Origin of the sequence: Brevibacillus sp. SIMBA_040 (genome assembly GCF_046535075.1) — a bacterium.
GTDB lineage: Bacteria > Bacillota > Bacilli > Brevibacillales > Brevibacillaceae > Brevibacillus.
In genome coordinates, this window is sequence record NZ_JAWRXI010000011.1 from 36,619 (window position 1) to 56,079 (window position 19,461).

18 protein-coding genes are annotated in these 19,461 nt (G+C 47.6%); 7 read left to right on the plus strand and 11 right to left on the minus strand.

What is annotated here, in order from left to right:
• Positions 1–29: 29 nt before the first annotated feature.
• From SB752_RS19405 to thrC, 3 genes are all read left to right on the plus strand, one after another.
• Positions 30–1,496, plus strand: coding sequence for an MFS transporter (locus SB752_RS19405; RefSeq protein ID WP_410717220.1), 1,467 nt, complete (start codon positions 30–32; stop codon positions 1,494–1,496).
• Between the two features lie 86 nt (positions 1,497–1,582).
• Positions 1,583–2,497 carry an ABC transporter substrate-binding protein gene (locus SB752_RS19410; protein ID WP_410717221.1) on the plus strand — a complete coding sequence of 305 codons (915 nt, stop codon included), beginning with the start codon at positions 1,583–1,585 and terminating at the stop codon, positions 2,495–2,497.
• A 208-nt stretch (positions 2,498–2,705) separates the two neighbouring features.
• Positions 2,706–3,971: a threonine synthase gene (gene thrC / locus SB752_RS19415; RefSeq protein ID WP_410717356.1), complete on the plus strand. Its 1,266-nt coding sequence runs from the start codon at positions 2,706–2,708 to the stop codon at positions 3,969–3,971.
• 104 nt (positions 3,972–4,075) lie between these two features.
• Here thrC and SB752_RS19420 read toward each other — a convergent pair whose 3' ends face one another.
• The 3 genes from SB752_RS19420 to SB752_RS19430 all read right to left on the minus strand — a co-directional run bounded on the left by SB752_RS19420 (position 4,076) and on the right by SB752_RS19430 (position 6,128).
• Positions 4,076–5,062 (minus strand): hypothetical protein, encoded by a 987-nt coding sequence (locus SB752_RS19420; RefSeq protein ID WP_410717222.1) that lies wholly within the window; start codon positions 5,060–5,062, stop codon positions 4,076–4,078.
• On the minus strand, positions 5,040–5,612 hold the full coding sequence (locus tag SB752_RS19425) for an RNA polymerase sigma factor (RefSeq protein WP_410717223.1): 573 nt from the start codon (positions 5,610–5,612) through the stop codon (positions 5,040–5,042). Before SB752_RS19425 ends, SB752_RS19420 begins: the two co-directional genes overlap by 23 nt.
• Positions 5,613–5,801: 189 nt before the next feature.
• On the minus strand, positions 5,802–6,128 hold the full coding sequence (locus tag SB752_RS19430) for a DUF1904 family protein (RefSeq protein ID WP_410717224.1): 327 nt from the start codon (positions 6,126–6,128) through the stop codon (positions 5,802–5,804).
• A gap of 215 nt (positions 6,129–6,343) precedes the next feature.
• Between SB752_RS19430 and SB752_RS19435 the strand changes: the two genes are divergently transcribed.
• The 3 genes from SB752_RS19435 (at position 6,344) to SB752_RS19445 (ending at position 9,316) form a co-directional block, all read left to right on the plus strand.
• Positions 6,344–7,174, plus strand: coding sequence for an undecaprenyl-diphosphate phosphatase (locus SB752_RS19435; protein ID WP_213024131.1), 831 nt, complete (start codon positions 6,344–6,346; stop codon positions 7,172–7,174).
• A 222-nt stretch (positions 7,175–7,396) separates the two neighbouring features.
• Positions 7,397–7,819, plus strand: a complete 423-nt coding sequence (locus SB752_RS19440) for a CHRD domain-containing protein (RefSeq protein ID WP_410717225.1) — start codon at positions 7,397–7,399, stop codon at positions 7,817–7,819.
• Positions 7,820–7,957: 138 nt separating this feature from the next.
• A complete protein-coding gene (locus tag SB752_RS19445) occupies positions 7,958–9,316 on the plus strand; it encodes a TrkH family potassium uptake protein (protein ID WP_410717226.1) in 1,359 nt (452 codons plus the stop codon).
• 117 nt (positions 9,317–9,433) lie between these two features.
• Here SB752_RS19445 and SB752_RS19450 read toward each other — a convergent pair whose 3' ends face one another.
• Together SB752_RS19450 and SB752_RS19455 are read right to left on the minus strand one after the other, a co-directional pair.
• On the minus strand, positions 9,434–9,937 hold the full coding sequence (locus SB752_RS19450; protein ID WP_410717227.1) for a GNAT family N-acetyltransferase: 504 nt from the start codon (positions 9,935–9,937) through the stop codon (positions 9,434–9,436).
• A 93-nt stretch (positions 9,938–10,030) separates the two neighbouring features.
• Positions 10,031–10,903, minus strand: a complete 873-nt coding sequence (locus SB752_RS19455) for an AraC family transcriptional regulator (RefSeq protein ID WP_410717228.1) — start codon at positions 10,901–10,903, stop codon at positions 10,031–10,033.
• A gap of 115 nt (positions 10,904–11,018) precedes the next feature.
• On the opposite strand from SB752_RS19455, the gene SB752_RS19460 reads away from it, so the two are divergent.
• A complete protein-coding gene (locus SB752_RS19460) occupies positions 11,019–11,732 on the plus strand; it encodes a hypothetical protein (protein WP_410717229.1) in 714 nt (237 codons plus the stop codon).
• A 108-nt stretch (positions 11,733–11,840) separates the two neighbouring features.
• On the opposite strand, the gene SB752_RS19465 is transcribed toward SB752_RS19460, so the two are convergent.
• From SB752_RS19465 to SB752_RS19490, 6 genes are all read right to left on the minus strand, one after another.
• The gene (locus SB752_RS19465; protein ID WP_410717230.1) at positions 11,841–13,244 is read right to left on the minus strand and encodes a M20 family metallopeptidase; all 1,404 of its coding nucleotides are present in this window, start codon (positions 13,242–13,244) and stop codon (positions 11,841–11,843) included.
• A 64-nt stretch (positions 13,245–13,308) separates the two neighbouring features.
• On the minus strand, positions 13,309–14,568 hold the full coding sequence (locus tag SB752_RS19470; RefSeq protein WP_410717357.1) for an amidohydrolase: 1,260 nt from the start codon (positions 14,566–14,568) through the stop codon (positions 13,309–13,311).
• Positions 14,569–14,601: 33 nt separating this feature from the next.
• Positions 14,602–16,092, minus strand: coding sequence for an AbgT family transporter (locus tag SB752_RS19475; protein ID WP_410717358.1), 1,491 nt, complete (start codon positions 16,090–16,092; stop codon positions 14,602–14,604).
• 537 nt (positions 16,093–16,629) lie between these two features.
• Positions 16,630–17,934: an FNR family transcription factor gene (locus SB752_RS19480; RefSeq protein ID WP_410717231.1), complete on the minus strand. Its 1,305-nt coding sequence runs from the start codon at positions 17,932–17,934 to the stop codon at positions 16,630–16,632.
• A gap of 118 nt (positions 17,935–18,052) precedes the next feature.
• Positions 18,053–18,874, minus strand: coding sequence for an NAD(P)H-binding protein (locus SB752_RS19485; RefSeq protein ID WP_410717232.1), 822 nt, complete (start codon positions 18,872–18,874; stop codon positions 18,053–18,055).
• Between the two features lie 64 nt (positions 18,875–18,938).
• Positions 18,939–19,394, minus strand: coding sequence for a MarR family winged helix-turn-helix transcriptional regulator (locus SB752_RS19490; protein WP_410717233.1), 456 nt, complete (start codon positions 19,392–19,394; stop codon positions 18,939–18,941).
• Positions 19,395–19,461 lie beyond the last annotated feature (67 nt).

The window sequence follows — 19,461 nt, forward strand, 5'->3', positions numbered from 1 at the left end:
ATCATCGCAAAAAAGGGGGATGTACACAAATGCACGTAACTGAGGAAAGTATGTCGGGGGACAAAAATACAGGTCTAAATCGAAAACTGGCTGACTCACTAGACCGAATCGGGGTCACCCGCGCGCATCATTTGATCATCAGCCTGATTCTTTTGGGCGCCTTTTTCGATGTTCTTGAGCAGCACACGGTTTCACTTGCAGGTCCATCACTCAAGCAGCTTTGGAATTTGACCACTGCCGAGATGGCCATGCTGAACAGCGTCACCTTTGCCGCGATGGCACTCGGCAGGCTGCTCGCAGGAGTTATCGCCGACAAATATGGCCGCAAATTTGCCATCAGCTTTAATTTAGCGTTATTCACTTTTGGAGCCATCATCTGTGCTGTTGCTCCGAGCTATGCTGTACTTGCCATCGGGCGCATCATCGTCGGCTTCGGCCTGGGTGGTGAGCTGTCGAGCGCCATTACGATGCTCGCTGAGGTCAGCCCTACGAAATTTCGCGGTTCCGCAGTTGCTCTGTTGAACGTCGGAGCGGGCGGATTTGGGAATTTACTTGCTCCCGGTTTTGGTGTCCTTGTTTTCGCTCTGTTTGGAACTGATCCGGATGTCGGTTGGCGCTGGCTGTTTGGTCTACTCGTGCTGCCTGCTATATTGATTGTATTTTTCCGCCGCTACCTCCCGGAGTCGCCGCGTTACCTGCTCGCTCAAGGAAAAGTGGACGAAGCCAATCGGGTACTCTCGATTCTTGCCTCTGGTAAGCTAGCAACGAAAAATCTCACTGTAACGCCTTACCTCTCCGCAGATGATCGAGTAGAGCTCAAGCGAAAAAAGGTACCGTTTGGCGACATTTTCCGTGGCAAGCTGCTCCGTCCCACGCTCACAGTCGGTATTGCTGAGTGGATGACCGTCGGTGCTCAAATCTCGATCCTCGTGCTTATGCCAACGATTTTAGTAGAACAAGGCTTTTCCATCGTCAAAAGCTTGATGTTTACCATGGTGATGAACGTAGGCAGCTTGCTCGGTGCTCTCGCAGCATCCTGGTTTGGTTATCACGTTCGGCGCCGCAAGGTTCTCATTGTAGGGTCGATGCTCGCGTGTGGTGCTGGGCTTGCCTTTGGCCTTTTGTCCAAGAGCATTTTCCTCATCCTGTTACTCGGTGCCACATTCCAGTTTTTCGTCTTGCTCCTGAATACAACAATCTGGATTTATGCCCCTGAGCTTTATCCAACTCGCATTCGCGCTTTTGGCACGGCATTTATCACCGCGATCGGTACGGCTGCAGGTGCTGTCATGCCTTTGGTTGCCGGGTTCATGTTCGATCAATCGGGTATTGTAGGAGTCTTCTCCCTCGTCGCGGGGATGTACGCTCTGTTCGCCATCTCGATCTTGTTTGCTCCCGAGACGCATGGGCGCTCACTTGAAGAGCTGCATGAGGATGAAGATGAAAAAGATCAGGCAGCGGAGTCTTCAGGCTCAGGCTCGGTAACTGCCTCGTAGATTTTGCACCGTCGATATAGCTGCTCCCCCTCCATCGCTTGGTCAAGGAGAGATCACTATCCCAAAGGAAAAGGAGTCGATTTTACGTGGACAAATTTCATATTTCCTCGACAGGACATGCGGTCAATTACTTTCCAGAGTACCTGGCCAGAGAACTCGGATACTACGCGGATGTGAAGCTGGAGGTGACAGCTGACGTTCCGCAGATGTGGACACGCGTACTCGATGACGTGAATACAGGTACGGCTCAGGCTGCGCTTGGCGGCATTTGGGTACCGTCGATGTACCGCTCTCGTGTGCGGGATTACTACGCATTCGCGCAAATTTCCGCTCGCTGTCCTCTGGCTCTGATTACGCGTGATCCGGTAGAGTCGTTTGAATGGAGATGCTTGGAGGATAAAATTATTTTGGTACCCGGTGGCAATGGAGCAAGCCCGTTTCTGTTTTTCGATGGCCTGCTGAAGCGAGCCGGATTTGACGTAAGCCGGGTGAAATTCGTTCACGATCTCTCTTCTCCTATGCTGTCGGAGCTTTTTGCTGGAGGAATGGGGGATGCACTCGTCGCCGATCCGGTTACAGCTGCGCTTCTGGTTCGCAAAGGTGTCGGCTATTACGCCGCGAGCTTGGCTGAGATTGGTGGTGCTATCCCATGGAGCGTTTACTACACGCTGCCAGAGGTGATTGAACGAGATGACAATCTGGTAGGCCGATTCACATCAGCGATTCAACGTGCCACGACTTGGATTCGCGAACATAAAGCAGAAGACGCTCGCGAGGTTGTCCGCAAATACTGGCCGAATACAGACACTGATCTGGTCATCACGATCATCGATTTCTTCCGGGCAAACGGAATGTGGGCAGAGTCAGTCCAGATAGAGCCACAGCCGTTCAACGGTTGGCAGGAGATTATCGCGGATGCTGGCTTGGTTGACAGAGCGCTGCAATATGATGAAGTAATTGATACAAGGCCATACGATTTTGCGGCAACCGTTCTTCGTTAATAGCGGACCCCCACTCTTGTTCAAAGGAAGAGAGGGGGTTTTGTACATATGTTTTGTGAATATTTCGCATTTAGAGCAAAGTATGATTTACATCCCCCACTTCTCCCATTACTATAAAGGGCATAGTCGACTGCCAGACGGCAGACAAATATAGAGAAAAGAGGTGGAGAGATTCTCCTATGCTCTTTTTAGGGTGGATCTCATGGCAATGAAACTGGTTTGTGTAGACTGCAACAAAGAAGTATCGGCTGACCTGTTTGACTATCAATGTACGTGCGGGGGCTTGTTTGACATCGTTCACGACACCTCTCACGTTGATGCCGAGTTTTTAAAGCGAATCTTTCATGAACGTCTTTCGGAGCGCATGACCCCTTATGCCAGCGGTGTTTGGCGCTACAAGGAGCTCATTTTTCCTGAGCTTGCAGACGAGTACATCACTACCAAATACGAAGGAAATACTGGGCTCTATGCCTCCGAACAAATCCAAGCGTATACTGGCAGCAATCACAAGGTCTTGCTGAAAGCACAGAGTGAAAACCCTAGCGGCTCATTTAAAGACAACGGGATGACCGTAGCGGTATCACACGGTCGCTCTCTCGGTTATCAGCGCTTCACCTGCACGTCTACGGGGAACACTTCCTCGTCTCTAGCCATGTACGCCTCTTTGGCAAACCATGAATCATACGTATTTGTACCGAATAAAAATATTTCGTTAAATAAAGTGCTGCAAACCCTCGCCTACGGGGCAAACGTCATCAGCTTTGACGGCACCTACGACGACGGTATCCGCTTCTATGAGCAGCACAGCAAGGAGCTTGGTCTGTATATTTGCAATTCGATCAATCCATTCCGAATCGAAGGGCAAAAGAGTATCGTCTATGAAATTGCTCAGTACCTGAACTGGAATTTGCCTGATTGGGTCGTGATTCCTGGAGGCGCCCTTAGCAATGTAACAGCTTTGGGGAAAGGCTTGCAGGATTTGAAAAATCTCGGCTTCATCGACAAGCTGCCTCGCGTTGCGCTTGTACAGGCTGAGGGTGCCAGTCCGTTTCACCGCATGGTGGCAGAAGGACAAACAGAGCTTGTTCCAGAACCAAACCCGTACACCCGCGCCTCTGCTCTGAATATCGGCAATCCGCCAAGCTGGAAAAAAGCGCTTCGTACCTTGGAGGAAACAAACGGCGTCACTTGCTCCGTGAGCGATCAGGAGATTTTAGATGCCAAGGCTTGGGTTGACAAGAGCGGCATTGGTTGTGAACCTGCTTCGGCCGCTACTGTCGCAGGACTGCGCAAGCTGATCTCGCAGCAAGTGATCGACAAGGACGAGACAGCCGTGTGCATTCTAACCGGAAATATGCTGAAGGATACAGATGCGCTGCACGAGTATCATTTAGGCGAATCCACAACAGCCAACTTTAAAAATTCGATTCGACCAACAGAGCTGACGCTAGAAAGCATCCGAAATATTCTTTGATTCCGTCATGTAGACACTCCTCTTTATTTTGCCGATCGAATCGTATGACTGCAAAAGGACCAGACTTTTTTGTTCTGGTCCTTTTCTGATCATCTTTTTCCTGCTTATTTTGTCTCGTTGAGCTGTTTAGCCAGCTTGAGCAGCTCCTCTTTGGAGACGACCTTTTCCGATGCACGCAAAGAGTATTCCAGCTTCGAACCGTTTTTTATCCAGATCACCCAATTGAAAGCATCGCCATTTCCGGACTTATGTGTGGTTAGCACGGCTTCATTGCTTCCAACCATGACCTTTTCCATCAGCTGCGCATTTGTCCCTGTAAGCGCATTGCCCTCTTCGGCCACTCTCACTTCCGCTCTGACGCCACCTTTTTCAGAACGATAAGAAACGGTGGCGTACTCGAACTTGTCACTGGACGGAATTTCCTTTACAACGTATTCCTTTTTATCTCTTTCTGCTTCCGCCTTCATCGCTTCCGCATCATACTTATCGCTATCCTCGTAGTGCACATCTCCTTCATGGAACTTGAAGGTCCCACCCAGCTCAGTTGGGAGTGTAAACATCTTCCCCACAACCGGCTGCATATCTTTCCACGAGGTATACGTAATCGGGTTTGACACGACCGAAATATTCGGAGCATGCTTGGCCCAGACGATATTTTTGTTTTCCTCTTCATTTTTGGGCACCCAGTAGATCGCTGCTGTCGTTCCTGGTTTAAGACTATTCATGATGTTTGTCATGATCTCGCTTTTGCGCTCAAGCTCCTTTTCTTCTGCATCCAGTTTTACCTGCTCTTCCTGCGGCAGCTCCTGGACGACTTTTTGCTGCTCCTCATCCGTGTACTGGGACATCGTTAGTACGACTTCACCTTTTTCATTCTTTAATTCAATCATCTTCATCCCAGCCCAGACCGATGAAGCGCCAACCAGCATGCTTGCAATGAGTAGCAATCCGATTTTCTTTTTCATGATTTTTTTCTCCTCCTTTTTCTTTGCCATGATTGCTGCCATGACTTTTTCTTTCACATCGACTTTGGGGACTGGCTTTGCTATGAGCATCTCTTGTATGGGCTTAAACGGATTTGGGTCCATCATCAGCCATCCCTCCCATCGCTGGCAAATAACGCTTGCACTTTTTTAATGCTCTCTCAAATTGCTTCCGCAGTGCCGCAGGCTTTTTGTCCAGCAAAGCGGCGATTTCGTCGTATTCCTTTTCCTCCAGCACCCGTAAAATCATCAGCGTGCGTTCCTCAGCAGTCAGCCTCTTCCAAATACGGTCAAACGGTTCCCCCAAATAATTGCGGTCGATTTGCTCTTCTACGTAATTGCGCCCATCCTCATCACGATTGAATAAAAAGGGGAGAAAACGGGTTAATTTCCTGCGCTTCAGAACGTTGGCACAATGATTGAAAGCAATCCGGTAAATCCAGGCGGAAAATGACAGCGAGTACGAATATTGGTCGAGACGCTCGTAAGCACGGAACAACACTTCCTGAACAGCGTCCTCGGCATCCTGACGATGACCGAGCATGTGGTAGCAGTATGTAAAGATCGGTTGCTGATAGTGGTCAATAATGACTTCATATTGCTCCAGAGCGCCTGCTTTGATCTCGTCCAACAGCTGCTCGATTTCTATCTTATTCACGATGTTCCCCCTCTCACTATGAATAACAATCCATCCCCTCCCAATGTGACATTTTCAGGAAAAACGTCGAGACGTTTTTCACAGAAAAAAAGGACTTTCCCATTCCATCTCGAAAAAGACGGAGGGAAAGCCCCTTGTCGAATCTCATGTATCTTTTCCCGGGAAATCGACAGCACCTGTCACCTAGTTTTAGAAATGCTCTCCATTGGCATAGTAGCTTTCCTTTTGGTAGGCTATAAACGCCATTTCTACCTCCGGAATATCAAGAGAAAGTACGTGCTTGGTCACGATCTTTGCAAACTGGTCACGAGCCTCTTGACCGCGCTCGAACCAGGCTACCTCAATGAATGGAAAGGACTCCACAATCTTCCCTGCAAATACACCTGTCGTCTGCAAGCATTCGATTGTGAAATTATCTGTGCCGCAATTGCAAAGCGCAGCCAGCTCTGTGGCGAGCGGCTCGCTGATTGTTGCCATTTGTTCTGCTTTGATACCTCGAACGATGAGATGTGGCATGATTTTATCTCCTTTATGTGAAAAATCGGTTATTACCATCATACCGTCCAAGCGGGTATTCTGGGTAGGTCAAAATAGCTGATTACAAACTGGTAACAAAGATGTAAATGTTATATGAAGTGCTTACTATTTCCCGCTTTTTGTATTAAAGTGTATGAGGAACAAACTCTATTCAAACGGCCACTATAGCACGTTATTTGGAAAGGTGAGTACGCATGAACCTTTGGGAAATTTTCGTTGCATTCGTGCTAGGATTAGTAGAAGGACTTACCGAATTCGCTCCTGTCTCTTCTACCGGGCACATGATTATCGTCGACGATATGTGGTTACATTCAAAAGAATTGTTTACGCAGGAATTTGCAAATACCTTCAAGGTGGTTATTCAGCTCGGCTCGATTTTGGCTGCTGTGATCGTTTTTAAAGACCGCTTCCTCAGTTTACTTGGGCTAAAAAAGCTTTCACCTGATGGCAATGGTCCCGGACACAAGCTGCGTCTGACTCAGGTAATTGTAGGGCTTCTACCTGCCGCTGTATTGGGACTGCTGTTTAACGACTACATTGATGAGTATCTCTTTTCCATCAACACAGTGCTGATCGGGCTCGTTGCTGGTGCCCTTCTCATGATCGCTGCAGACTGGTTCAGGCCAGGACGCCCCAAAGTGGCCACTGTTGACCAAATTTCGTACAAGCAAGCACTTATTATCGGATTATTTCAATGTATCGCCCTATGGCCCGGCTTCTCCCGTTCTGGCTCAACCATCTCGGGTGGGGTATTGCTAGGATTGAGCCACAGAGCTGCATCAGACTTTACGTTTATCATGGCTGTTCCTGTCATGGCAGGTGCCAGCCTCCTGTCCTTATTGAAACACTGGCAGTATATCACCATCGAGTCTTTGCCCTTCTTTATCGTCGGGTTTATCAGTGCATTCGTCTTTGCTCTGTTGGCGATTCGCTTTTTCCTGAAGCTGATTAACAAAATCAAGTTGGTTCCGTTTGCCCTGTACCGAATCGCATTGGCTGCTATCATTTACTTCTTCATCATGTAAAAGACCGCCGTCATCCGCTCTATTAACCTAGATTTGCACAAAGCTGCCCTTCCTTTCATCCATGGAGGGCAGTTTTTCATTCTGATCAACCTACTTCCTTTTTCGCATATAGTGAAAATACCTTTTCTTTTCTACTTGGATTGCCCGAGTGGACAATCATACAAGCCACCAATCCCCCTCTCCAATAAAGTATGTAGTAACAATCTCGAGGGAGGTGTTACGATGGCAAGAAGATTCCAAGCTTTATTACGAGGTTCGGAAGAAGTACCTCCAGTCAGAACAAATGCCACCGGGAATATCCTGTTTCGATTAAGCGATGATGGGCAAAGACTTGAATTTCGCCTAGTTCTCAATCAATTACGTAATTTCACCCAAGCCCATATTCACATTGGAGCCAGAGGTGTGAATGGACCTGTAGTCGTATTCCTGTTTGGACCAATAATTCGCGGTATCAGTGTAAATCGCGGAGTGGTGACGGGAACGATCACGCGTAATGACTTGGTCGGCCCGCTTCAAGGAAGATCACTCGCAGAATTAGTTAGACTGATGAATAGCGGTATGACCTATGTAAACGCGCATACGACCCAAAATCCGGATGGAGAAATACGCGGTCAAATCAGACGAACGATTTCTCGCAGACGGTAATGGAAATACCTATAGCCTTGGACGCTGGTCTTTACCGCTGTCCAAGGTTATTTTTCTGGAATCAAGACTCTGCATTTTGCTAGCTAACTTTTTTTGGTATGATAACCCTTATGAAGTTTATTCAGGAGGCCATTTATTTTGTTAACGTCCAACCAGAAACGTCGTTTGACTTCTGTGCAAATCATTGTATTTTTTTACGTGGGACTGATTTTGATCTCATCGTTTCTATTGCTGTTGCCCTTTTTTCATAATCCGGGTGTGCATCTCACGTTCATCGACTCCTTGTTTACCGCTGCGAGTGCGATTAGCGTGACTGGACTGACCGTCATCACAATCCATGAGGTGTTCAACGAGTGGGGTATTCTTTTCTTGACCCTGCTTTTCCAGGTAGGCGGGATCGGTATCATGACGCTTGGAACCTTTTTCTGGCTCCTGATGGGACAAAAAATTGGGTTGGAGCACCGTATGTGGATTGCTACTGATCACAATCGTCCCACGTTGTCGGGACTAGTTGATTTGATGCGCAATATCCTCGTGATCGCCATCATGATTGAGCTGGTAGGAACCATTCTACTGGGAACTCATTTTATGCTTGCAGGGTATTATACAGAGTGGTATTCCGCTTATTATCACGGGTATTTTGCAGCTGTCAGTTCCTTTACGAATGCCGGATTCGACCTTTATGGAAACTCTATGATGGACTTTACCCATGACTACGTGTTTCAGTCAATCGTCATGCTCCTGATCATTTGCGGGGCCATCGGTTTTCCGGTTCTCGTGGAGCTGCGTACGTATTTATCGTATAAACGGGCCAAGATGCGCTTCACCTTTTCCTTGTTTACGAAGATTACGACCCTGACTTTCTTTTCGCTGATTGTCATAGGAGCTGTGCTTTTGTTTTTGTTCGAACACAACAAATCATTTGCAGGCCATTCTTGGATCGATACGTTATTTTTTTCCTTGTTTCACTCGGTATCTTCGCGAAGCGGCGGCTTGGCGACCATGGATATCAGCTTGCTCTCCACACCATCGCTTCTCATGCTCTCTGGCATGATGTTTATCGGAGCATCTCCGAGCAGCGTTGGGGGTGGTATACGGACGACGACATTCTTCGTTCTCGTCGCCACCGTTTTTGCCAACATGCGCGGATTTAAAGATGTAAAGGTATTTGGCCGTGAGCTTGTAGAAGATGACATCATGCGCTCGTTTGTCGTCTTTTTTATCGCCGTATTCATGGTTTTTATCGCCGTTATTCTGCTTGTTTGGCTGGAGGATTTGCCGTTTCAGCACATCTTGTTTGAGGTTTGTTCTGCCTTTGGTACGACAGGCTTATCGACGGGAATTACCGCCAATATGAGTGCGGCAGGAAAAATCATCCTGATCATTACGATGGTTATCGGACGGATTGGAATCATCAATCTGCTGCTCTTCTTGAAACGCAAGGACCGCATGATGCGCTACCGTCATCCAAAAGAACGGGTTATTATTGGACAGTAATGGAAAAAGCCTGTGCGACAGACATCGCGTCTGCACAGGCTTGTTTGTGTTGTTTTGTATACAAAAAGGCCGTTGTCTCCCTGCCTGGTCGGGTAGTTTACTTTTGAGTTCCTTTGTCTACAAAACAGGCTCGACGGGGATGTCAATCTGAGGGCATGCAGTAGTCGCCACACTCAGGATAGGCAATTCCATTACGTTCCGATGCTTTCCTGGTCCATAATAGTCTTGTTCCGCCTGTGCGAGACGGAATCCAAACGCCTCTAATGCACGAATAGACGGCAGGTTCGTTTCGCTCACCGTGACCCGAACCGTGCGAAGGGTCGGAAACTGGCGCAGTGCTTGCAGTCTTGCCTCAATAAATCGCTTGCCAATGCCTTTACCCTGAAACTCTTTACGTACGTTGCTAAACAACAGCCATCCTGTGGACTGGTACATGTCAATCCCGGCGCAGCTGAACCCGATGAGCAGATTGTTACACGTCGCCTTGAATATCAATTCGGGAAACAGCTCCATATACTTTTTCAACTCATGCAGGTTCATTCGATCCGGAAGCGTCATATCCGCAAGCGTTATCATTTCCGCAAAGTCATCTCGCTTGGCACGTTCAATTTGTACGTCCATCCTTTTTTCGCCTCCAAATTCAAATTCCCTACCCCTTTACTCTAACAAACAGGTTTAAAGAGAAGATGGATGGCGTATGAACGGATTGTAAAATTATGATTTCAGCGGGATGTAGATGCTCATTTTCATTTGATCGGGGTATCTGGAATTGCATACATCTGTTACCTCGAAATCTGGTCCTTCTCTGCGCTCGTAATTGGAGCTCGGCAGCCATGTACCATAAATGTATCTGCGTGTATTCTGGACTTGATCAACAGGACCATCCACTTTGAATTCTGCATATTTGCCTGCCGGGATCGTCAACGTCACGAAGCCTTCCGGGACAGCATCTGGAAACGAATTCACAGCCTCCCCTACGACAAAGGAAAAGCTCCCGTCATCTTCAAAATCACACGATATACCGTATGACATGTCTGGGGCAGCTTTATCAGGAATCCGCAGAAAATCTTGATTGCGGCCAAATGCCTGATAAAATCCCGGTATTTCCTCATAGTACTTTTCGTCACGCAGACTCGTCATGTGTGAACGTCCCATAATGAGAATCTCGTCTAGCATTATGATCGTCGGTTTGTTCATCTTCATCTCTCCCTTGTTTTTCAGGCGGAACGTCAAAAAGTCCATTTTCGTCTGGTAGACAAGCGGCAGGTCTGCCTTGCGAAACTTTCCTGGCGTCATTCCAAAATGCTTTTCAAATGCGCGCGTAAAAGCCTCCTGGGATTGATAGTGATACGTAATCGCTATGTCGAGGATGTTCATGCTAGTTTCTTTCAATAAGATTGCTGCTTCTGACAGTCTTCTTTTGCGGACGTATTCCTGCACGCCAATCCCGCAAATTGCTTGAAACAAGCGTTGAAAATGAAAAGCAGAAAAATGTGCCTGTGCTGCAATTTCAGTAATTGGCAATTCTTCTGTCAGATGCTGCTCCACATAGTTAATCGCCGCTTGAATACGCATGTAATGGTCCATGATCGCTTCCTTTTCCTGATATATTTTTCTTCATTATGTAGGAGATCGAGATTGTTTTTTTGATCATTCGTGCTATACAATGGGAAAATGTCCTAGTTTAGGAGGGTGACTGACAGTGAAACCAAGTAAAATCGTACTGCCGATGCTGTTATTGATCGGTATCTTCATATCGCTCTGGGGCTGCTCCGGGGCGCCAGCGCTTGTAAAAACAAGTGGATCTGGCTTTGCCCAAAGTGAATATCATCAGCTTTCTCGCGAAGTAAAAGAAGTGGTTCATTATCGCCCGATGGCTTTTCAGGAAATTAAACCGCTTTTACCGGAAGCATTGGCCAAGCGCTTTCACACGATCGACAAGAGCAAGCTCCCTTTTTCTGTAGACAGGGAAGCAGCAAATCTGGTTGCTTTTGCCTATGGCTCTGATCAAGAGCCACACCATCAATTGCAATTGTTGTACAAACAGGACCAGGATGACAACAACTTTTTCGTGATCCGCATGACGCAGACGGAAGAAAACCCACTACCACCGCTTGCTCCGTCTTCGGAGACGTTAGATACTTTCGGCAATATTGCCAAAGTCGAGCAGCTGCGTGAGGACGTGCCTATGATTCATCATATCATCCAGACAAACAGCTCCTATACGTACAGCTATTACGACTATAACGAAGAAAACCGTGTCGCTCATCTGGTAACGACAGCAGCAAATGAAATCGATTTTTATGAAGACGGCATTCTTTATCACATTGGCTATCATATCAACGGCAACAAGCCTGATGAGAATGTTCAGAAGCAGATGGTTGCTTTGGCGAAAGAGCTGGCGGGGCGTTCATAAAGAATGTATACCGTTCGAATGTTAGCTGAGCTTGGTTGTTAGCTTACGAATTCAAATAAAAGCCGACAATTCCACGATTCGGAACTGTCGGCTTTTTTTATTTCTTTGTTATTTTTTCACAGAAGGCATGACACCCTCAGGAATTGGGTTTACATAGGTGGTTTTACCCAGACGTTGTTTCAACTCAGCTTTCGCTTTTTCGATCAGCTCTGGGTTTTTCAGCATGTCAACTGCTGTGGAAGCCATGACTTTCCCTGCATGGAGCATTCCTTTGTGCGCCATGGAAGTGGCACCAAGTGTAACCCATTGCCAGGAGTGCAAGGTAGATCCATTGATGAAGCAAGCAGTCGTACATTGTGCTGTCGGTGTAATCCAGCTGACATCCCCTACATCAGTAGAACCATTGAGCGGGATTGTAGCACCTGTGTACGGATTGATCCAGGAAACCATGTCAGGATCAGGTGTATCCGCAGACAGTCTTTCTGCTGTTTGTCTCTCTTGTAAGGTCAATGTCTCACGTACGGCTTTGGCGAGTTTCAGCTCTTCCTCGTCATGTACAGGAACGCCCAGCTCCTGGAAGTTTTTATACATCACTTGTTCGATCGTTTCATTTTGCACCACATTGGAGCAAGCTTTGTCGAATACAATCTCTACCTCGGTTTCGGTCATGAGCGCGGCACCTTTGGCAATTTTGCATACGCGCTCGTAGATTTCCTGTACTTGATCGACCTTCGGCGCACGTACCAGGTAGAGTACCTCTGCATACGACTGCACGACGTTTGGAGACAAGCCGCCGGAGTTTGTGATGGCATAGTGCACACGGGCATCGGTAATGATATGCTCACGCAGGTAGTTGACCCCAACATTCATCAGCTCGACTGCATCCAGTGCGCTGCGACCCAAGTGCGGACTTGCTGCGGCATGGGCACTTTTGCCTCTGAACTTGAAGTATACTTGGTAGTTCGCGAGCGATTCGACCGCCATGATGCTGTTGTAGCCCATCGGATGCCAGCAAAGCGCGAAATCTACGTCGTCAAACAGACCTGCTCTCGCCATAAACGTTTTGCCAGAGCCGCCTTCTTCACCCGGGCATCCGTAATAGCGAACAGTACCCGACATGTTATTCTCTTCCATATATTGCTTCACTGCAACTGCTGCCGCCAGAGAAGCGGTACCGAGCAGGTTGTGGCCACATCCGTGTCCATTTGCCCCTGGCACCAATGGTTCTTCTTTTGCTTGTCCTTTTTTCTGGCTCATTCCGGAGAGAGCATCGAACTCACCCAAAATCGCCACTACCGGACTTCCACTACCAAAGCTCCCGATGAAGGCCGTTTGGATACCGCCTACACCTCTCTCAACCTGGAAGCCTTCGCTTTCCAATGTCCCGGCGAGCAATTCAGCCGATTGGTACTCTTCGAAACGCGTCTCCGCGAATTCCCAGATACGGTCGCTCACTTTGATAAACGAATCTCGTTTGTTCTCAATCATTTCTGCAATCTGTTTGGTATGCATGAAGAAACATCCTCTCTATGTCGTTGTTTGGCAGATTGGAGTTTGACCAATAGAAGGGGTTTCCCTAAGTCAGAAGCCGTCTTGCAATGCGATTCAAAAGCTCAACGCTGCGCGGAAGAATTTCCTCTTGAATATCAAATTTCGGATGATGGTGAGGCGCCGGAATATCAGTACCGATAGACATATAGGTTCCTTTTCCGCCGCGATCCTGCACGCGTTTGATCAAAAAGCTCGCGTCTTCGCTTCCCATCGCGTTGTACGCACCGTTCACAAAGGACGTAAAGCCCTCCACTTGCTTCGCTTCTTCGAGAGCAAGCTCAGCCATATCGACATCGTAGTTGATCGGAATAGCTCCGCCGACTACCTCGATCTCATGCTCCAGCTCATGCATTGCGGCACTGTGCGCGATAATCTTGCGTACACGCTGCTCCAGCTCTGCATTGACCACTTCTGATACGGAGCGGGTTTCCACCACCATTTTAGCGTATGCAGGAATGATGTTGGCTGCAGTACCGCCCTCCAGTACCCCTACGTTGATTCGAGTGGAACCAGTGCTAAAACGTGGAATCGCATGAATGTTCAATAAAGCAGTTGCTGCTCCGAGTAATGCGTTTTTCCCTTGCTCAGGCGATGCACCGGCATGGGAGGAAACACCGTGGAAATGCGCCAGCATTTTGGTTGTTGCCAAGAAGCCGTGAGAGCCGCCATGTATTTCACCGAGTGGTACACCGACACCTAGATGGTGGCAGAAAATGTAGTCCACGTCATCGACGATCCCTTTTTGCACGATCGAATACGCCCCGCGTACACCCTCTTCAGCCGGTTGAAAAATCAGCTTTACTGTTCCGGAAAAATCTCCATCTGCCAGTTTTTCTGCCAGTCCCAAACCAATCGTGGTATGACCGTCATGCGCACATGCGTGCATGTTTCCCTCGTAGTGAGAGCAGAAGCCATTCGCTTGTGGAAAATGGTCCCCATCCTTGCTTTCTAGGACTGGCAAGGCATCCATGTCAAAACGGAAAGCAACAGTAGGTCCCGCAGACTTTCCTTTTTTCACACCGATAACGGCTGTGTATCCGCCGCGCATTTTTTCTACAATCGCTGGGTTAGCGCCATCGCGCACCGCACGCTCGTAGGCAGCTTCCAATACCGCCTCGGAAGGCAACCCCCGACGGGAGTCGCCATCCATAGCATCTTGCCCATAAATTACGTCAAATCCGAGTGAAGTCAATATTTCAACTACCTTAGTAGCCGTACGAAACTCCGTAAAACCCACTTCAGGATGCATATGAAAATCTCTTCGCAGCGTAACCAGATCCAACATCATTAAGTCCTCCTGTTATCTCTGGAGCAATCACTATTTCAAAACTGGATATACTCCAGGACCAATTGGTAAGCCCAAGAAATACCATACCACAAGTAACAGTGTCCAAAGCACGAAGATCGCAATCGGATACGGCAAAATCAATGAATAGTACGTACCCAGCTTGGCATCCTTTTTATATTCCTGCAAAAAGTTCAGGAACAACGGGATAAATGGCGAGACAATCGCAAACGGAATCACGGACGAGTCAGCGACGCGGAATGCGACTTGCGCAAATGCCGGGTGGAAGCCAAGTGCCATGAACATCGGAACAAATACAGGTGCCAGGAGCGACCAGATTGCAGAGCCGCTGGCAATAAACATACAGAGAAACGCAGACAGGAACATCAAGCCGATAAAGACGGGTGCGCCAGTCATATTCATTTGTTCCAGCACATCTGTAATGGACAGCGCGAGGAAGCTTCCCATGTTGCTCCAGTTAAACATCGCTACAAATTGAGAAAGCGGGAAGATCATCACGATAAAGCCAGCCATACCTTTGATCGGATCAGTCAACAGCGCTGGAATGTCATTTTGCTTTTTGATCACCCCTACCTTGATCCCGTACGTAATCGCCACGGTAAAGAAGAAGATCAGGATGACAGGCACGATACCAGAAATGAATGGCGACGGTACGATAGTGCCCAGCTTAGGATCACGCAGGATACCGTTCGCAGGTACAACCAAAGCAGCCAGAACTGCGATGAAAACAAGTGCTGCAATACCTGCTGCACGCAGGCCCTTCTTTTGCGTATCGCTTAAATCTTCAAGCTTCTTGCCGTTATCACCTTTGTAGACACCCAGCTTCGGTTCTACGAACTTGTCAGTAATAAAACCGATGACAGCGGACAAAAGCAAAACAGATGCGGACATAAAGAACCAGTTGTCGAGAACGCTTACAGTAACATTCGGGTCAACCGACTTGGAGATTTCCGAGCTGATACCGGAAAGCAGTACATCTGTCGTTACAATCAGGATGTTGGCGGAAAAACCGGAACCAACACCAGCGATCGCAGCCAGCAAACCAGCAACCGGGTGACGTCCGACTGCCAAAAAGATCAAGGCTCCGAGTGGCGGCATGATTACAAAAGCCGCATCAGAGGATACGTGGCTGAAAAACGCGATAAATGCTACCAGGTAGCTGGCGTAACGCGCACTTACACGCAGAGACATTTTGCGAATAACCGCTTCCAAAAGTCCAACCTTTTCAGCCAGCCCTACACCAAGCATCAAAGTCAAGATTGAGCCCAAAGGCAAGAATCCTGAGAAGTTCTTGATGATGTTGGGCAAAAGCCATTGCAGACCTTCCTGACTAAGCAGGTTCTTCACTTGAATCTCTTCGTTTTTAATCGGATCGATTGCCGTTACATGAAAAATAGACAATATAGCAGTGATAATCATTAGAGCCGCGATCAGATAAAGGAAGAGCATGAACGGATTCGGCAGTTTGTTCCCGACCCGCTCGACCCACTTTACCAAGCCCATTCCTTGTGACGCTTGCTCATAATGGTCTGTGTTTGTTTGACGTGTACTCACCTGGCATCCCCCTTAGGCCGTATCTTTTTACGTTATAATCATCATTCCGAATGTTTCAGGATCGAAACAAAGGCGTTCTGAATGAGTGATCAGTCTGGTTGTTGGCATTAAAGTGAAAGCCCTTTCAATTTAACTTCAACGTTCACCAATCATTCAAAACCGAGATGTTGCTTCGTGATGAAATGAATACTCCTTTCGTTATATTCGGTCCAAGCTCTCAATTTAGCGAATACAAAAAGACAATTTCGTTTAAGTGAATTATATAGCTAGATTAACATTTTTTCAATAGAGTTGTTTGACTTCTTGCAAAATAAAAAAGCTTCCATTTTTAGTCCAAGTCGCATGAAACCTTGATACTCCTGCATTTTTATTAAGCTTGTCGCTCATAAAAATTGATTATAGTTTCCCCTTTTTCTGTCATTCCACCATAAAAAACACCCGACATCATCGGGTGCTTCGCTTTACTGCGTTATATTTATACGGTGTTCATTTTTTCAAAGCGTACATTTTCTTCGGTCTGCCGCGTACAGCTTGCTGTTCTTCGCCTTTTAGCTCAGCGAGGCCGTATTCGCAGAGGCTGCCTAAGATGCGCTGGGCATTGCGAACGGTCATGGACAAATACGAGGCAATATCTGTAGTAGTAAATGTACTCCAGCCCATGCGCTGCACGAGTGCCTTGATCTTGTGGTAGGTTTTGACGCTAATATTGGCTTGGTTAAGCAAATCCAGCAGCTCGCGGTCACTGGAGCGATACGAATACGTCAACTGCTCGCTCTCTCCTACCGACTCGATCATGACACCGTCATCTTGCACAATGACAATCCCGAACTCCGGTCTTTCCTTTGCGTGCTGGATCGCTTTTCTCGCATTGTTTTCAGCAGAAAAGGCGGTCTCGCCAAACCCGACCCCTACCGCAACGGGGACGTCAGCTTCCAATGACAGCTGTGCTACATTATGGCGCAGCATATCAATTTCGCGCTGAATCGCTCCGCGCGTACTGAAAATCTGGTAGCGTCCATTCCCGTTTGCCATAAGCGAGCCATCCAGTCTTTCACAGAGCTGCAGCAGAATCTGCCTGATTTTCAGCTCCAGCTGCTGTAGATGATAACGGGTTTGCGAGCGCTCTGGAATTTTGTCGAACTGCTCCAGCTCGATAAATTCAACACCGATCTGTGTGTCCTTGAAATACGTGCTTCTCGCTCTCTCGATGACGATTTTCATCGCTTGCCTGATTTCCATCTTGGTAATCAAGACGCGGTAAACAGGAATTCCTTCCTCCCTCAGCGAGCGCTCGACAGAAGACAGCGTCGTAAATGCTCCCTGAGTCTTGCCTTCCTTCCAAAGAGAAAGATGGTAGTCGGTTATGACCTCGGGATCGTAATTTTCGTCGTACGTATGCAAGTACATTTTTTCATCTGTGAGATCCAGCTCACTCATGGCTTCGCGCAAATTGGGGCCTTCTGTATCAATCATATCAACAGAGACACTTTTCACCACTTGATTATGATCAATCGACATCTGGATGAAGCAGCGGTACAAATTCGAGCCAGTCGGCGGGCAATACACAATATTGGCATCTGGTCCTACAGCATTTTTGGCAATCGTATACGGGATCGGTCCTGAACAAAACCAGCCGTTGCATTCGGCATTATGCTCTTGGACAATCTGACTCACTTCTCTTGCATCCTCATACGTGAATGGGACAAATTCGATTTCATGCTCAAACTCATTGGCAATCGCCAATATCCGCTCAACAGAAGGGGGCGGTCCCACAACACCAATTCTATACATGCGTATATTAACTCCTACCTGTTTTGATAGACACACTTGCTACATTTATATTATACGGAATCAGCGGCCTAATCCAGTTCATTTGCTACTCCCTGCCATTTACGATCATACTTGGCCGCTAGTCTGTTCTGTCAGCCAGGATTTGCTGGACTGCTTCGCGAAGCGGTGTAGCTGGCTTGCCGATGAGGCCCTCCAAATCTCCCGTCGTGCTTGTCGTATCGATCCGGCTCAAAAATCGGTATAGCCAGTTATCCGAGCTGGGGTCCTCACGATGAGTAACCGCTACGCCCGTGATCTCACTCAAAGCCTGAACAAGATCAGCAAAATACCAAGGGCGCGATGCCGTTAGCTCATAGGTTTGATTCTCGTGACCACGATTCGTGACGACACTCACTGCTGCCAAAGCCAGGTCTTGGCGAGTCACGCTATTGAAGCTGTCTACCCCAGGGTACGTGATTAATTCCCCAGTCCGAATAGCCTGCTCCAAACGAAGCTGAGCGATAAAATCAGTATAGAGAGCATTTCGCAGAAACGTATAGGCAATCCCTGTTGTACGAATCGCATGCTCTGTCGCCAAATGTAGATGGGTCAATGAAATGTCGCCTTTTTCGGGAAAGGCAAAGCTAGTATAAATAATTTGCTCTACTTTTGCCTTTTTTGCTGCTTCGATGACGTGACTATGCTGCCTCATCCGAACCGTATCATCCATGTGGGGACTGGAGATGAACAATAGCTTAGAGGTATCAGCAAATGCGTTTTGCAACGATTCGGGGCGATCGTAATCAATCAGGCGCAGCTCAACCCCCTGCTCTTTTTGTGACCATGCCCTTTGCGGATCACGCACACAGAGAGTGACTTTGCTGGCTTCGACCTTTTCCAAAAGCTGTTGGACGATAAGACCTCCTAATTTGCCAGTAGCGCCTGTAACAGTGATGGACATATGCTTGCACCCCTTCTAATTGGCATTTATTTAGTTAAGCACTTAACTATATGCACAAAAAAAATCATCCCTCTCTTCGTTTTATTTTTCCAAGCAAAAATAGCAATTGATGTAGCTCTTGCTCAGTTAAGCCCTCTAGCGCCTCAGCAATTACCTGACGATTATCAGGAAGATGCTTGAATAAAAGCTTTTGTCCCTCTGCTGTAAGCGATATGACGCTCTTTCTGCCGTCTTCCGGATGAGTGGCTCGACTAATCAAGCCGTCCTGCTCCAAAGGAGTTAACAAGAGACTAATATTTGCTTTGGTCACCCCGATGTTTTGAGCTAACAGAGAGGGGAGAATCCGCCCGCCTTCCTTGGCGATTTCCACCAAAATCCGAATGCGCGCACCGTTAATACCTTTCGACTGCCAATATTTTTCTGAGATGCCCACAAGCTCTGCCGTCGCATCCACTAAGGCAAAAAAAGCTTGTGTGGGCAAAGGCTGCTGCTTTACAAATGCTTCTATCCTATCTGCCATGCAATCACCTGCAAAAGTAGTTAAACACTTAATTACTTAGGATATTACATAGCTCTCTTGTTGTTGT

Coding starts and splice junctions, on each gene's coding strand:
- SB752_RS19405 (WP_410717220.1), top strand. CDS start 30: ATGCACGTAACTGAGGAAAGTATGTCGGGGGACAAAAATACAGGTCTA.
- thrC (WP_410717356.1), top strand. CDS start 2,706: ATGAAACTGGTTTGTGTAGACTGCAACAAAGAAGTATCGGCTGACCTG.
- SB752_RS19420 (WP_410717222.1), bottom strand. CDS start 5,062: ATGATGGACCCAAATCCGTTTAAGCCCATACAAGAGATGCTCATAGCA.
- SB752_RS19430 (WP_410717224.1), bottom strand. CDS start 6,128: ATGCCACATCTCATCGTTCGAGGTATCAAAGCAGAACAAATGGCAACA.
- SB752_RS19435 (WP_213024131.1), top strand. CDS start 6,344: ATGAACCTTTGGGAAATTTTCGTTGCATTCGTGCTAGGATTAGTAGAA.
- SB752_RS19440 (WP_410717225.1), top strand. CDS start 7,397: ATGGCAAGAAGATTCCAAGCTTTATTACGAGGTTCGGAAGAAGTACCT.
- SB752_RS19450 (WP_410717227.1), bottom strand. CDS start 9,937: ATGGACGTACAAATTGAACGTGCCAAGCGAGATGACTTTGCGGAAATG.
- SB752_RS19455 (WP_410717228.1), bottom strand. CDS start 10,903: ATGGACCATTACATGCGTATTCAAGCGGCGATTAACTATGTGGAGCAG.
- SB752_RS19465 (WP_410717230.1), bottom strand. CDS start 13,244: ATGCATACCAAACAGATTGCAGAAATGATTGAGAACAAACGAGATTCG.
- SB752_RS19470 (WP_410717357.1), bottom strand. CDS start 14,568: ATGTTGGATCTGGTTACGCTGCGAAGAGATTTTCATATGCATCCTGAA.
- SB752_RS19475 (WP_410717358.1), bottom strand. CDS start 16,092: ATGGGCTTGGTAAAGTGGGTCGAGCGGGTCGGGAACAAACTGCCGAAT.
- SB752_RS19480 (WP_410717231.1), bottom strand. CDS start 17,934: ATGTATAGAATTGGTGTTGTGGGACCGCCCCCTTCTGTTGAGCGGATA.
- SB752_RS19485 (WP_410717232.1), bottom strand. CDS start 18,874: ATGTCCATCACTGTTACAGGCGCTACTGGCAAATTAGGAGGTCTTATC.
- SB752_RS19490 (WP_410717233.1), bottom strand. CDS start 19,394: ATGGCAGATAGGATAGAAGCATTTGTAAAGCAGCAGCCTTTGCCCACA.